The organism is Lacticaseibacillus sp. 22 (assembly GCF_055413445.1).
The window spans coordinates 24902-38326 of record NZ_JBVAYD010000016.1 but is presented as its reverse complement, the minus strand read 5'-3'; the positions used below and the strand labels follow the sequence as shown (position 1 = coordinate 38326).

The following is a 13425-nucleotide window of genomic DNA, read 5'->3' as shown; positions in this document are numbered from 1 at the left end:
TGGAAACCAAACTTTCTATATAAGATAAACTACTTAAGAAACTTTTGCTGACTTCGCTAAAATCGCAATTCACCGATGTCGCCACCAGGCAGTGCCGTGGTTTGTGGCAGGTGACTCACCACGCGCAACGTCATTAAGGTAGCGGAAAAATCACCATGCGCCAGCGGTAAAGTGATCCCGGCATAATTGAGTTCAGCACCGGTGGCCGTGGCCTTGTCATTAATCTGGTAGGATACTTCCGGGTTGAGATAATGCAACAGCACATGTTGGTAGTGCGGAATCGGGGAAACCACGCCAGCTGACGTTAAGACGAGCGCCTTGGTTTTGGCTTCGTTGGTGATCAGCCAGCATACCTGATCCTGATTCGGATGACTGGGATGCAGCCGATAAAGACTGCCATTTTGCAATTCTGTGCGATTAGCTTTGTAAAAGACAAAGCTGGCTTTAACCGCCGCGGCTTCAGCGTCACTCAACTGGCTTGGCGGACACTCAATCCCAGTAACGCCCACCAGACTAAGCAGCGCCCGCGTTTGCAAAGGCGTCACCCGCGAGTCCTGCAAATTTGGTGACATCGTGAAATGCGAGACGAAGGTTTTAAGCGGGAAGAATAAGGAGAAGCCGTTCATAATTTTCATCCGGTAAACGGGATCGGTGAAATCGCTGGTCCAGGTTTGATCCGTATAGGCCAGCATCCCGCCATCCAACCGGCCACCGCCTGACGAACAATTTTCGATAAGCAAATCGGGAAAAGTGTCGCGCAATGTTTTCAAAACCCGATACAAGCCGCGGGTGTAACGATAGGCGACTTCGCCTTGTTGATCAGGTGGCAGTACCGGACTGCCGGGCTGGCTGAAATGACGGTTGTAATCCCATTTTAAATAATCAATATGATTGGTCCGGACCAAATCGGTTAGCACCTTAATCAGATGATCCTGAACAATTCGCTGGCTAAGATCCAGAATTAACTGATTGCGCGAACGTAACGGCTTTTGGCCAACATATTGCATCGCCCAGTCTGGATGTTTGGCATATAACTCACTATTTTCAGTTATCATTTCCGGTTCGACCCATAAACCGAATGCTAGTCCGCGCTCGTGCAAGGCATCGGCAATGGGCCGCAACCCGCGCGGAAACTTGACCGGATCAGGCACCCAATCGCCGAGCTGACCGGCATCATTCGGCCGATTTTTGAACCAGCCATCATCAATCACAATCAATTCGACTCCGAGCGCCTCGGCCTTAGGGATTTCCGCGCGCACCTTGGCTTCACTGACATCAAAGTACGTGGACTCCCAAGTGTTATATTCGATCAGATTTTTCCGCGGCAATGGCATGACGTGATCGGCAAAAAAGCGGTGGAAAATATGACTGAGATCATTCAAGCCATTGGTCGTGTACGCCACCGCTGCTTCCGGGGTCACAAACGGTTCACCAGGCTTCAGCTGCCAGGAAAAGAGCTCCGGATTCAGGCCCATCACCAGCCGACTGTTGCCAAACTGATCGACTTGCGCGGTGTAGCTAAAATTACCACTCCACAACAGCGCCATACCAAGCGCCTCGCCTGCAAAGTCATCAGTTGCCGGTGCCGCCAGAATCGTTGCCGGAACCCCTTGTGGACCACTGGCACCATAATTGCTGGCGATTGACTTTTTACCCGGTGTGAGCGGTTGCCGGGTGACGCTGGCTTCGCTGAGATGGGCGCCCGTCAAAGTAATGAGATCGTAAGCGTGATCATCAAAATCCAGTTGCAAGCTGGCTGCATGGGTAATCGTGAGGGTGTCGTCACTTAGATTATGGTAAGCCACTTGCTTAAGCAGGACAGGCAGATCGCCAACGATGGTGTACTTGAGATTCACCGCCAGCGTATCGGTTTCGTCATGCATCGTGATCACCAGCGTCTGCCCATGCGGGGTGCGCGCGGTCGGCAAAGTACCATTGAAGTTTTTATTTCCCGCCAGAATCTGAAAATCATGAAACTTCAGATTCCCGATCAATTGTCCATGCCCATTGCGAACGGCATAGCCAGGCGTCCGATAATCCCCGCCCATCAGCGTACTATATTCAAGCGGCAAGGTCGTGAGCGAAAACGGTGCCGCATCATTTTGAATGTTAAACGCATGACTGAAATCTTCCAGCTTGGCAGTACCGGAAAAACGTTCAAGCGCCGGTCCGCAATACCGCTTGACCAAATAGCCGCGAATCACCTGAATGATATAGCTAAACGTATCGTTATGCAGGTGGAAAAGCTGTTTTTGCGGGTCGTATTCTATGTTTGCCATGGTAATCCTCCTGTGAGCGCGAGCCGGCTTCTGCGGTGGGGAGCGCGTTGTGGCGTGTGGTTGCGCTGAAAATTTCTAACTTTAATCTATTATAAGCAATAGAGGTTATATTTGCTCGTAAGCGAGATTTATGTAAGTATCAACGCCCTGCAGAGAAGCAATCTTTAAACTCGGCAAAGTATAAGATGCATTCGTTCAAACACGATACCGATACGCGCCCTTGTGAAAACGCTTAAACAAGCTGAAAAAGTCAAACTTTTTGCTTATAAAAATTATAAATAATAACTACTATAATCTTTGACTCGCCGATCTGCACTCCCGTAGAATTTTAATTGTAGTTAAGTATTAATGCGACATTATTTAAAATTCTGAAGGGAGTACAGTGATATGAATGCATTTATAGGATGGTTGAATCGACATGTTGTGCCGGTTGCAGCCAAGATAGGCTCCATTCGTTGGTTAGTGGCGTTGCGTGACGCGTTTATTGCGATCATGCCGGCGATGATGGCCGGGGCGGTTTCCACTGTCTTGAACGTTTTGATTCGCGATATTCCGACCCAATTTAAGTGGATGGGGATAGTCGATTCCATGCAGTGGCTGATCGGTATCAACGCCATGGTTTGGACCGGCACACTGGCAATTTTAGGTCTGCTATTTGCCTTTACGTTTGGTTACCAGCTGGCAGTTCAATACCAAGTTGAGCCGGTGACCGGGGGCATTGTGGTATTAGGCACGTTTATTATGAGCCTGCCGCAAAACTTCATGCTGCCGCTAAAAGGCACGCTGAGTAAAGGTGCTGCCAAGTTAATCACCGATGCCGGTGGGGTAGTCGATGGCAAGAACGTGAGCATGTGGGGCTTTTTCAACTTTGGTAAGTTCTTCGGTTCCTATGGCTTCTTCACCGTCATGATCATGGGCGCCTTGGCGATGACGCTTTACATCTGGTTAATGAAAAAGAACGTGACGATCCGGATGCCAGAAGCAGTGCCACCAGCGATTGCTAAAGCATTTACCGGTATCATTCCAGCAACTGCCGCCTTATATCTGGCTGGCGTTGTGAATTATCTGTTCAGTTTAAACAAGACCACGGTCATCGAATTCATCGCGACCATCGTGCAAGAACCGTTGTTGAATATGTCGCAAGGCTTCTGGGCCGTGTTACTCATGACGTTGCTGGTACAAATTTTCTGGTTCTTCGGGCTTCACGGCACCAACGTTTTGGGACCGGTTCTGGATTCCATCTGGCTCACCGCCCAAATTGCCAATATGAATGCGTTCATGAAAGGTGAAGCACTGCCGTTTGTCTGGACCCGAAACGCCTTTGACTTGTATGCGTGGATCGGTGGCGCCGGCAGTACCTTATTACTTTTGATTGCGATCCTGATGTTCTCCAAACGTGACGATCAACGCACCGTGGCCAAATTGTCGATCGCACCGGGCTGTTTTAACGTGAACGAGCCGGTGATGTTCGGACTGCCGATTGTCCTTGACCCAATCTACTTCATTCCATTTATTCTCGCGCCGGTTGTCATGGTATCCATCGCGTACGGCGCCCACATGCTCGGCTGGGTGTCACCGGTTAAGAACCAAATTGTCTGGTCCATGCCGCCATTTGTGAACTCGATCATTGCGACAATGGATTGGCGCGCCCCGATTCTGCAAGCCGTCAACATGGTCATTGGCTTCCTGATTTACGTACCGTTTGTCAAAGCGGCCAACAAACTCGATCCTGAATTAACTGTCCCTGAACCACCAATGAAAAAAGCCAAAACCGTTGCCGATGATCGCAATGGTGATCGCAATTTAGAAGGTGATGCGATTTGAAGCCTAGCACGACACCATTGATCTTGCTTAACCTCAGCATGACCGTGATTGTCTTCAGTGCCATTTTACCGGCACCTTGGCGAATCATTAGCTGTCTATTCGGGGTGGTCGCAACTGCCATTTGCACACGCTGGTATCTCGGTCTGGCAAGAGAAGAGTAGATCGCAGCGCAACGTTTGCTGAAGCATGTTGCTGCAACTATGCGTTCAGTTCGCAGCTTGTCCAAAAGGAGGTCAATATGAAAATTGTCATGAATCTACCCGTTGAAGCCAGTGTCTTCTTCAACCAACTGCAACAATCCGCCATGGCCGATATTCGCCAGCACACCGGTCGTGAGCCGCTAGCCAAGAGTTTGCAGGGCTTTAGCTACGAGAAAAATTGGCCGAATGGGCGAAAAGCGCGGCTGACGATTACCGAGTTTGCACCAAATTCAGTCTACGCATATGAACTGGCGACCCCGAGTGATGACTTCACCGTGCGGTACCACTTGTCGCCGTTGTCTGCCGGAAAAAGTCGACTGGTTTATGAAGAAGCACTAGTCGCCCGTACCGCTCGCGGTGCAGCGAACAACCGGACTAGCGGATTCCTTTTAGGTTGGTTGCGTAAACGGCGCTTCAAGAAAATGGCGCGGCAAATGTGTGCGATTTAAAGAACCGGTTGTAAAACAGCTTGGATGAACGTGGCTTGAGTGACCCAGCCACACCATCAGTAAAAAATATAGGAGATTGACATGGGAAAAATCGGAATCAGTCTTTATCCCGAACAAATAACGGTTGATCAGGCAACTGATTATTTAACCATGGCCCGTCAGTTTGGTTATCGGCGTCTTTTCACCTCATTACTGCAACTATCCGGTCATCAAGGCCGCGATCAACTCGCTATTTTCAAGGCGGTGGTTGCCAAGGCGAATCAGTTGGGCTTTCAAACGATTGTCGACATTGCGCCGCCGCTGTTCAAGGAACTAGGCATTGATTATCAAGACCTTAGTTTCTTCCATGAATTAGGCGTATGGGGGTTGCGGCTTGATGAGGGCTTCACCGGTCAAGAGGAAGCCTTGATGACTCATAATCAATATGGCTTGAAAATTGAGCTGAATATGAGTGCCGGTACGAATGCCATTGATGCAATCATGGCGTTTGGGCCGCGACTGGATAACTTGCTGGGTTGCCATAATTTTTATCCGCAGCAATATACCGGCTTAGGCGATGACCGCTTTTTGGCCTATTCGCAAAAGTTTCGGCGGCATGGCGTCCGGACGGCGGCTTTTGTGACGGCGCCAAGTGCGGATCATGGACCGTGGCCGGTAAGTGAAGGTTTACCGACTTTGGAAAGCGATCGCCATCGCAGCATTGCCAGTCAGGTTCACCATTTGCGCCTAACTGAGGTGATTGATGATGTTCTCATCGGCAATGCACTTGCAAGCGAAGCAGATTTAAAAGCCGCGGCCTTGGCATTCTTTTGCCCGTATCCGGCATTGCGGGTAATCACGGACCAGGCACCATCAGCGTTAGAAGCCAAAATTGCCTTTAGCGAAGCCCATCTTTATCGCGGTGATGCGTCTGATTATCTGATTCGCGATACCCAACCACGCGTGCGTTATGCCGGGCAGCCTTTGCCAGTGCATGATGCGAGCGGTCACTTGCAGCGCGGGGATGTAGTCGTCGTGAACGAAACGTATACGCGGTACGCCGGTGAACTACAAATTGTCTTGCGGGAATTGCCTAATGACGGCCGCCGCAACAAAATCGGCCGCCTGACAGATGAAGATCTGACCTTGTTGCCACTGCTTAAGCCATGGCGAACATTTATGTTAAAACAGGTGTCCCACTAATAATGACAGATAGGAGTGACCCCATGAGCAACGTCAACGAACAAACGATTATGGGCTTGATTATGGCAGGGGGCAACGCTAAAAGTGAAGCCTTTGAAGCCATTCAAGCAGCCAAGAACAGTGACTTTGATGCTGCAACCAGCCATTTAAAAGCAGCGGATGAGGCTCTGGTCACGGCGCACAATGTCCAAACCGATTTATTGACCGCCGAAGCCAACGGAGCGCACGCAGATGTTTCATTACTACTAGTCCACGCCCAGGATCATCTGATGAACGCCATTACTTTTCGCGACTTGGCTGGCGAAGTGGTCGCGATTTATCAACGCTTGGCTGCAAATACGACCGTTGCAAATGAAACGCTTTAAGCCATTGCGTGATAGCCAGTTGCACAATGCCAGTTGCACAATGAATGAATTTTATATGTAAAACACGCGGTTATTGCGAAGATAACCAAAAGGCTGGGACGGAGCATCTCTGGAAAGATGAGATGCTTTGTTCCAGTCTTTTTATTAGATTAGCAGTGTCGCAACTATCAGCCCATGACCTTGTACAACTTACCCACTGCAATTGGCAAAGTGAGATAAGGCTTTTTTTCATCTAAATCACTCGCCACGGTTTTTGGTAACAAGACGTCATTTTGAACCCCGTTGACGTAAACCACGGTATTGTCTAGGGTGAAAACATCATGACCATAATGTTTCGCCAGTTGTTGGCGAAGTTGGGATACGACAACCCGCTGCTGGTAAATATAGAACCCGTTGTCGTCGGCTTCAGGGTATTTGCCACCCACCAACTTCAACTTATCCGGTGCATTATCGAGAGGGACAAAGACTTTACCGGAAACTTGTTCGGCTTCTTCTTCATCGACGACCCCATCATGATTCTGATCCTGAGCACTTGTGGCTGGCGTGACCGGCGCATCGGAACCGGAGCTTTCCAAGACTGCCATGTGATTCATGTCCGCTGGCGTATTGAACATTTCAATGCGAATCTGCAGAGCATCATCATCGGTAACTTCAAAATTTGCAAAGCCATGTGCCTGCCGACCAATGCAATCTGAGTTAAGCGCCCGCAATGTTGCCCTATATTGCTTCCGCATAAACCCGCCTCCTGTTTGATTTGAGTTATTTAGGTAACCCTAACTCACCTTCAACGATAGTCCTTTTAAGAAAAAAATCAAGGCTGTGAAACCGTGAGGAACAGCGGTATATCAATGAAAAGACACTGTTTTACGCTTGTGAAAAGAACGAGCTCTCGGCGTGTCGGGTAGTGGCCAATATAAATAAATTGATATTGATTATGGTTCTATAAATGGTATACATTGTAGCTATCCAGACCGGTTATGCTCCTAAAACAGGGTTACCCATCTGCCAACAAAAGTGCGAAGAAAATGGCACGGTTAGCATGGCGGAAAAAGAGGCGCCAATAAAAATAACATTTAACATTTTGAAACCGTTTTCGGTGTCTAATCCGTTGTCACAGGTGTATAGTTAAATTGGAATGATTGTAATATGGGAGGTGCATTATGAAAGTAGTTATTTTCTCCACCTGCATCGTGGATCTTTTCTTCCCCAATGTCGGAGCGGCGATGGTCGAGGTGTTGGAACGGTTTGGGTGTGAAACCTTCATGCCGATCAAACAGATTTGTTGCGGCCAACCGACTTACAACTCCGGGTATGTGAAGGAAAGTCAAAAGGTGTTTCGCAACGAAATTGACGCGCTGCTTTCGGTTGATGCCGATTATATTGTCGGGCCAGCCGGTTCTTGCGTGAACATGTTGCGCGAATATCGGGTGCTATTGAAAGACGATCTGGAATACGCCCAAAAGGCTAAAGAAGTGGCAGACAAGACGTATGAATTTTCCCAGTTTCTGTATCGCGTCTTGAATGTCATTGATGCCGGCGCTGAGTTAGATGCCAAAGCCACTTACCATCGCTCCTGCCACATGACCCGGTTGCTAGGCGAACGCACGGCACCGTTTGTCTTGCTGGATCACGTTAAGGACTTACAGATGGAACCTTTGCCACATATTGAAAATTGTTGCGGTTTTGGCGGGATGTTTTCAGCCAAAGAGCCGGAAATTTCCAAGCAAATGGTTGATGAAAAAGTCAACGATGTGCTCAGTACCGGCGCACATGTGCTGATTTCAGCCGATCCCGCGTGCCTGATGAACATCGCCGGCCGTTTTTCCCGCCGTAACGAAAAGATTAAGATTATGCACATTGCCGAAGTATTGAACCACAATGTGAATCCGGAGCGGATCAAGTTTCATGAACCGCTCGGGGTTGAACAGGAGGTGCGCCCATGAGCATTTCAACCAGTGACAAGCCGTTCTTGGAGCGGGTTAAAGAATCGGAACAGGATAAGTTCATGCAAGCCAGTGTTGCCAAGTCGCAGGATGCGCAGTGGGACAAGCGCGAGGCTTCGCGTAAAGAGCTGGGTAATTGGCCGCAATGGCGGGACTTAGGCGAGCAGATTCGTCAACATGTCATTAAATACTTACCGGATTATTTAGAAGAATTCAGCGATAATATCGAAAAACGCGGCGGTCATGTTTATTTTGCCAAGACAGACAAAGAAGCCGCAGCCTACATTACCAACCTTGCCAAGCAAAAGCAGGCGCATAAAATCGTTAAATCCAAATCCATGGTGACAACAGAAATCAATCTGGACAAGGAGCTACTGAAACTTCCGGGCACCCAGCTGATGGAAACCGATTTGGCGGAATTTATTTTGCAAGAAGACGACTGGGCTGAACCGACGCATATTGTGTTCCCGGCGTTGGCCAAGAATCGGGATCAAGTTAAGACGATTTTTGATAAGCTCGGCTACAAAGGGGATAACGATCCGGAACATTTGGCGCGGTTTGCGCGGGAATATTTGCGCCGCTATTTCTTGCAAGCCGACTTCGGGATTACCGGGTGTAATTTTGCCATTGCCGATTCCGGCTTGATTAACTTGGTCACCAATGAAGGCAATGCGGATCTGACCATGGCCATTCCTAAGACGCAGGTAGTTGTGATGGGGATGGAACGGATTGTGCCGAGTCTCAAGGAAGCCGAGACGCTAGACAACATGCTTTCGCGCTCGGCGGTGGGACAGAAGCTGACCAGTTACTGTTCCTTCTCCGGTAAACAAGTTGCCGGTGAAGCAGACGGCCCGGAAGACTTCCACGTGGTCATTGTCGACAACGGCCGCAGCAATGCTTTAGGAACGCCATTTGAGCCGGTCTTGCAGTGTATTCGTTGCGGGGCCTGCCTGAATGTTTGCCCGGTATACCGGCACATTGGCGGTCACGGTTACGGTTCGATTTATCCGGGACCGATTGGTGCGGTGCTGTCACCAGTGCTGGATGGCTATGAAAAATTCGGCGACCTACCATTTGCTTCCAGTCTATGCGCGGCCTGCACCGAAACCTGCCCTGTCCGCATCCCGCTGCACCATCTGTTAATCAAGCACCGGGAAGTAATGATGGACAAGCTGAAAACCGATCACAGTTTTAGCGATAAAATCATGAAAATGGTCGGCGTCGGCACCAGTGCGCCGGTTCTGTTCAACATGGCGCTTGATATGGACCACGCAATGATGGGTGTTTTGGCAACCAAAGATCAAGGCAGTGTTGAAAATGAATACAACAGCGGCCGAATTAAACAAACCGGCATGATGCCCAAGCTGGCCCGCGGTTGGACCGATGTGCGTGACTTGCCGCGACCACCGAAGAAAAACGAGAATTTCCGCCATTGGTTCAAACAACACAAAGCAGCATTGGAGGCGGAAAAGCATGATTGATCACAGTAATCGCGAGGACTTTTTAAATGCTATTGCCGAAAAAGCCGGCCGCCCGCGGCACCAGCTCAAGGATCATCCGTTTGTGCCTTTAAACGACTTGCCGGAAACAACTCTGTCCGGCCATTCCCAAGATGAGTTGGAAGCCATCGCCAAGCAAAACAGTGAAGCGGTGCATGTCACGTTTGAAACCACCACCAAAGCAGAGTTGGCAACCGCGCTCAACGCTTACATCGAACACGATGCGCCCAAGACACTCATTTTGCCAACCACGGACCAATACCACGACTATGGCCTAGACGAGTGGACGCAAACCGTTACTCCCAAGCCAATGTACTGGACCCCCGGAAAAGGCCGTGACTTCAACTTGAAGCAAGCTGCGGCTGCGGATGTGGCCATTGGCTTTGCGGATTATCTATTAGCAGAATCCGGGACCATCACCGTTGCGACCACGCCCGGACAAGGCCGAGGCTTCCATTTTCTGTCGACGCATTATTTAGCAATCGTCAAGAAAAGCAACATCCTGCCACGTTCACGCCAAGCCATGGATCGCTACGATGCCGCAATGAAGGCCGGACAGCTAGAAACCAGCAACATCAACTTCATCACCGGACCTTCCAACTCCGGCGACATCGAAATGACCTTGGTCGTCGGTGTCCATGGACCGCTAGACATGACGTATTTGGTCGTTGAGGATATGTAGCGACTGTTTTAGCTGATGAGTTGCGGGAAAAGTCGGGCCTAGCGAGCGTATCTGCGCTAGGGTCGGCTTTTTTGGTTGGACAGATTATACTTATCGGATTAATTGGAACGTACTCTTCAACGAAGGATACGTTGAGTCTCGTTGTTTGAGTGCAGGGATAGAAAGCAAGAGCTGGCGGAGCGGTGGCGGGCTCAGTGGTGAAATTGGTCTTAAGCGGAGTGGGCTTCTCCGCTTTAGACCAAGGCCGAGCTTCGAAACCGCGGTCTTTGCGGGTTCGAAGTCGCGCCCACCACTCTAGCTGCGCGGTCGCCAGCCCCAGCCACCGCGGAGCCAGCTCGGAGTATCGGAAATCACTTAATTAGAGTAGAACCAAGGAAAGGGCTGACACTTACACTTCATCCCTAGTTAGTGCCGGCTCCCGCACAAGGTATTATGGTATACTAAATTCTGAGACGTGCAATAACAGCACAATGGAAATAAAGGGGATAACGACATGACGGAAGCAATCGATTTGAAGGCCGGAATGGTTTTTGTTAAGGATGGCAAACTGATCAAGGTTTTGGAATCAAATCATCATAAGCCAGGCAAAGGAAACACCGTGATGCAGATGAAACTGTATGACGTTCGTTCCGGCGCCAATGTCATGACGACCATGCGGCCGAGTGAAAAAATCGAAATCGCCATCATGGATCGGAAAAAAGCAACGTATCTGTATACGCAAGATGATACTGCTTATTTCATGGACAGTGATAGCTATGAACAGTATGAATTACCGACTTCAAGTATTGAGCACGAGTTGAAGTTCATGCTGCCAAATATTCCGGTCGAAATTGAGTTTTACGGTGATGAAGTGATCGGGCTTGAACTTCCCGGAACCGTTGAACTCAAGGTGACCGACACCCAGCCGTCTGTCAAAGGCGGAACGGTTGCGGGCGGCGGCAAACCAGCCACACTTGAAACCGGGCTGGTGGTGACTGTGCCTGATTTTGTCAAAGCAGGCGAAAACATTTTGGTGACCACGGATACGGGTGCTTATAAGGGACGCGCGCAAAAATAGTGATTAATTAGATTATCGAAAGGTGACGCAATGATGCGTCGCCTTTTTTGGTGAGCGCGTCATTGCCAGAGTCTATGCGTATCAAAGGCCAGAATTAAAATGACGCACACCTTATTTGCTACAGGGCGGAATAATTGTAGCTGGTGGCTAACGAGCATAGAATACATGCGAAAGGGTGTGGGAGCATTGGCGATGGCGCGGGTGCAACGCATAAAAATCTTGATCATTTTAGGGCTGATGTCATTATTAACCGCTTTGTCTGGTTCTAGCACGAACCTGGCAATGCCGAAGATCTCCGAAGACTTGATGATCTCAAGCAGTGCAGCAACATGGATTGTTTCAATTGGCCTCATTACAACGGCAGTCTTGCTCGTGATGTTTGGCCATATCGGTGATTTAGTCTCCAAAAATCTCGTGTTTCTGCTGGGCGAGGTCATTTTCATCGTGGGCTCGCTACTGACCGGCATTGCGCCAACTTATTTCACCATCATGGCCGGGCGCGTGGTCCAGGCAGTTGGCTCGGCGATGATTATGGCTAATTCGATGGGGATTATCAGTGAATATTTTCCCGATGCGACCCGTGCTGAGGCATTGGCGGTCATTTCGATGTTTATATCAATCGGCTCGATTTCCGGTCCGGCATTTGGCGGCATCCTGATTACCTGGGCGAGTTGGCGGTGGATTTACTTATTTAATGTGCCAGTCGGGATCTTCATTGTCCTTGCAGGTATGCGCGTGTTGCCGTTACGTCGCCCCGAACCCGGTGAAATTAGGCGCGTGTGGCAGCAGGCAAACTGGACCGGTCAGAATCTGTTTACCGGGGGCATGATCCTGATGTTTGCCAGTGGATACTGGTTACAGCAGCCAATGCAATTTTGGCTCGGTACAGGGGTGTTGGCAGGCGGCATTTTCTTGACGGTCCTGGCGTTTGTGCAAGATCAGCAGGCCCGGTCTCCTTGGATTGCACCGGTGATTATGCATAACGCCGACTATCTGATTTCTGTTAGCGTCTTGCTTATCGTGATGCTGGTTAATTCAGTATCAAACATTCTTTTGCCATTTTATCTTCAAAGCTATGGGGGAATCTCAGCATTTTCAAGCGGGTTACTGATGATGCTACAAAGTGTCACGATGTTGGTGATCACGCCATTTGCCGGCTGGTTGGCCGATCATTGGAATCGGTACTATTTAACGATTTTAGGCTTATTAGTGTTAATCATCTCGCAAATCGGGTATGCCAATTATCCAGTCAGAATCACTATGGCACCGATTATCTGGTCGATTGTGGCTAACGGAGCAGGGATGGCACTGTTCCTTTCGCCGAACAATGCGCTAACGATGGGAGCCGTCGATGACAAACTCTCAGGAGTAGCCGGTTCGTTGAATTCACTGGCACGCACCGTTGGCTTAACGATCGGTATTAGCTTCGGCGCCACGTTACTATTTGCCCAATTGCCCGGTGTGACCCGCATCTCAGCTCAATCGGGCGCCCCTTTTCTACACGCACTGGCAACAGTTTTTTGGTTAGCCACTTTAGTATCGGTGGTGGGCTTAATCATTGTCATTATCCGCAGTCTGCGAAAACGACAAGCGAACGCGGTACTGACAAAAAATAAGCATGTACTTTGAAAACGATTAGCATTAACTGAGCGGCGACAATGTTTTTCATTTCTGGTTTGACAGAAGTGAAAATTATGTCTGAAAGAATGGCGGTCAGGGAAAAACAAGCCAATTTTAGGGACATAAATTGATGTTATTTAATATTCGCGGATTTCTGTAAAAGTTTAGCGGTTTCCCCAAAGGATCATCTAAAGTAAACAGTTTAGTACCTTGTAAATCCCCGTTTTAACGGGAGATTTAAAAATATGCATAGTTGATGCACAAGATGTTGTCCCAATAACTTCCGCTTCTTTTCCTGTGATGTTTTATGACATACAAGTTTTTT

Annotated in this window: 12 protein-coding genes; 10 read left to right on the top strand and 2 right to left on the bottom strand. The window is 49.1% G+C overall.

Annotation, left to right across the window (positions count from 1 at the left end; all coding sequences use genetic code 11):
• Positions 1 to 56: 56 nt before the first annotated feature.
• Positions 57 to 2279 carry an alpha-galactosidase gene (locus tag ACWP87_RS08685; protein WP_014569881.1) on the bottom strand — a complete coding sequence of 741 codons (2223 nt, stop codon included), beginning with the start codon at positions 2277 to 2279 and terminating at the stop codon, positions 57 to 59.
• A gap of 387 nt (positions 2280 to 2666) precedes the next feature.
• Between ACWP87_RS08685 and ACWP87_RS08680 the strand changes: the two genes are divergently transcribed.
• From ACWP87_RS08680 to ACWP87_RS08660, 5 genes are all read left to right on the top strand, one after another.
• Entirely contained in the window at positions 2667 to 4103 is a 1437-nt protein-coding gene (locus ACWP87_RS08680; RefSeq protein WP_014569880.1) for a PTS sugar transporter subunit IIC, read from the top strand.
• Positions 4100 to 4264, top strand: a complete 165-nt coding sequence (locus ACWP87_RS08675) for a hypothetical protein (RefSeq protein ID WP_015765010.1) — start codon at positions 4100 to 4102, stop codon at positions 4262 to 4264. The genes ACWP87_RS08680 and ACWP87_RS08675 overlap by 4 nt, the downstream gene beginning before the upstream one ends.
• Before the next feature lie 77 nt (positions 4265 to 4341).
• Positions 4342 to 4752, top strand: coding sequence for a DUF3284 domain-containing protein (locus ACWP87_RS08670; RefSeq protein ID WP_005692749.1), 411 nt, complete (start codon positions 4342 to 4344; stop codon positions 4750 to 4752).
• Positions 4753 to 4833: 81 nt separating this feature from the next.
• Positions 4834 to 5934, top strand: coding sequence for a DUF871 domain-containing protein (locus tag ACWP87_RS08665; protein ID WP_014569879.1), 1101 nt, complete (start codon positions 4834 to 4836; stop codon positions 5932 to 5934).
• 23 nt (positions 5935 to 5957) lie between these two features.
• The gene (locus ACWP87_RS08660) at positions 5958 to 6299 is read left to right on the top strand and encodes a PTS lactose/cellobiose transporter subunit IIA (RefSeq protein WP_005686224.1); all 342 of its coding nucleotides are present in this window, start codon (positions 5958 to 5960) and stop codon (positions 6297 to 6299) included.
• A 167-nt stretch (positions 6300 to 6466) separates the two neighbouring features.
• Here ACWP87_RS08660 and ACWP87_RS08655 read toward each other — a convergent pair whose 3' ends face one another.
• On the bottom strand, positions 6467 to 7033 hold the full coding sequence (locus ACWP87_RS08655) for a hypothetical protein (protein ID WP_005686226.1): 567 nt from the start codon (positions 7031 to 7033) through the stop codon (positions 6467 to 6469).
• A gap of 426 nt (positions 7034 to 7459) precedes the next feature.
• Between ACWP87_RS08655 and ACWP87_RS08650 the strand changes: the two genes are divergently transcribed.
• From ACWP87_RS08650 to ACWP87_RS08630, 5 genes are all read left to right on the top strand, one after another.
• Entirely contained in the window at positions 7460 to 8242 is a 783-nt protein-coding gene (locus ACWP87_RS08650; RefSeq protein ID WP_014569878.1) for a (Fe-S)-binding protein, read from the top strand.
• Entirely contained in the window at positions 8239 to 9723 is a 1485-nt protein-coding gene (locus ACWP87_RS08645; RefSeq protein ID WP_014569877.1) for a LutB/LldF family L-lactate oxidation iron-sulfur protein, read from the top strand. The genes ACWP87_RS08650 and ACWP87_RS08645 overlap by 4 nt, the downstream gene beginning before the upstream one ends.
• Positions 9716 to 10423 (top strand): LutC/YkgG family protein, encoded by a 708-nt coding sequence (locus ACWP87_RS08640; RefSeq protein ID WP_014569876.1) that lies wholly within the window; start codon positions 9716 to 9718, stop codon positions 10421 to 10423. The genes ACWP87_RS08645 and ACWP87_RS08640 overlap by 8 nt, the downstream gene beginning before the upstream one ends.
• Before the next feature lie 493 nt (positions 10424 to 10916).
• Positions 10917 to 11480, top strand: a complete 564-nt coding sequence (efp, locus tag ACWP87_RS08635) for an elongation factor P (protein ID WP_014569875.1) — start codon at positions 10917 to 10919, stop codon at positions 11478 to 11480.
• Between the two features lie 186 nt (positions 11481 to 11666).
• Complete coding sequence (locus ACWP87_RS08630; protein WP_029943730.1) at positions 11667 to 13109, top strand: MFS transporter; 1443 nt, start codon at positions 11667 to 11669, stop codon at positions 13107 to 13109.
• Positions 13110 to 13425: the final 316 nt, after the last annotated feature.

Excerpts from the sequence above, each read along its gene's own strand:
- ACWP87_RS08685 (WP_014569881.1), bottom strand. The coding sequence starts at position 2,279 with ATGGCAAACATAGAATACGACCCGCAAAAACAGCTTTTCCACCTGCAT.
- ACWP87_RS08680 (WP_014569880.1), top strand. The coding sequence starts at position 2,667 with ATGAATGCATTTATAGGATGGTTGAATCGACATGTTGTGCCGGTTGCA.
- ACWP87_RS08670 (WP_005692749.1), top strand. The coding sequence starts at position 4,342 with ATGAAAATTGTCATGAATCTACCCGTTGAAGCCAGTGTCTTCTTCAAC.
- ACWP87_RS08665 (WP_014569879.1), top strand. The coding sequence starts at position 4,834 with ATGGGAAAAATCGGAATCAGTCTTTATCCCGAACAAATAACGGTTGAT.
- ACWP87_RS08660 (WP_005686224.1), top strand. The coding sequence starts at position 5,958 with ATGAGCAACGTCAACGAACAAACGATTATGGGCTTGATTATGGCAGGG.
- ACWP87_RS08655 (WP_005686226.1), bottom strand. The coding sequence starts at position 7,033 with ATGCGGAAGCAATATAGGGCAACATTGCGGGCGCTTAACTCAGATTGC.
- ACWP87_RS08650 (WP_014569878.1), top strand. The coding sequence starts at position 7,460 with ATGAAAGTAGTTATTTTCTCCACCTGCATCGTGGATCTTTTCTTCCCC.
- ACWP87_RS08645 (WP_014569877.1), top strand. The coding sequence starts at position 8,239 with ATGAGCATTTCAACCAGTGACAAGCCGTTCTTGGAGCGGGTTAAAGAA.
- ACWP87_RS08640 (WP_014569876.1), top strand. The coding sequence starts at position 9,716 with ATGATTGATCACAGTAATCGCGAGGACTTTTTAAATGCTATTGCCGAA.
- efp (WP_014569875.1), top strand. The coding sequence starts at position 10,917 with ATGACGGAAGCAATCGATTTGAAGGCCGGAATGGTTTTTGTTAAGGAT.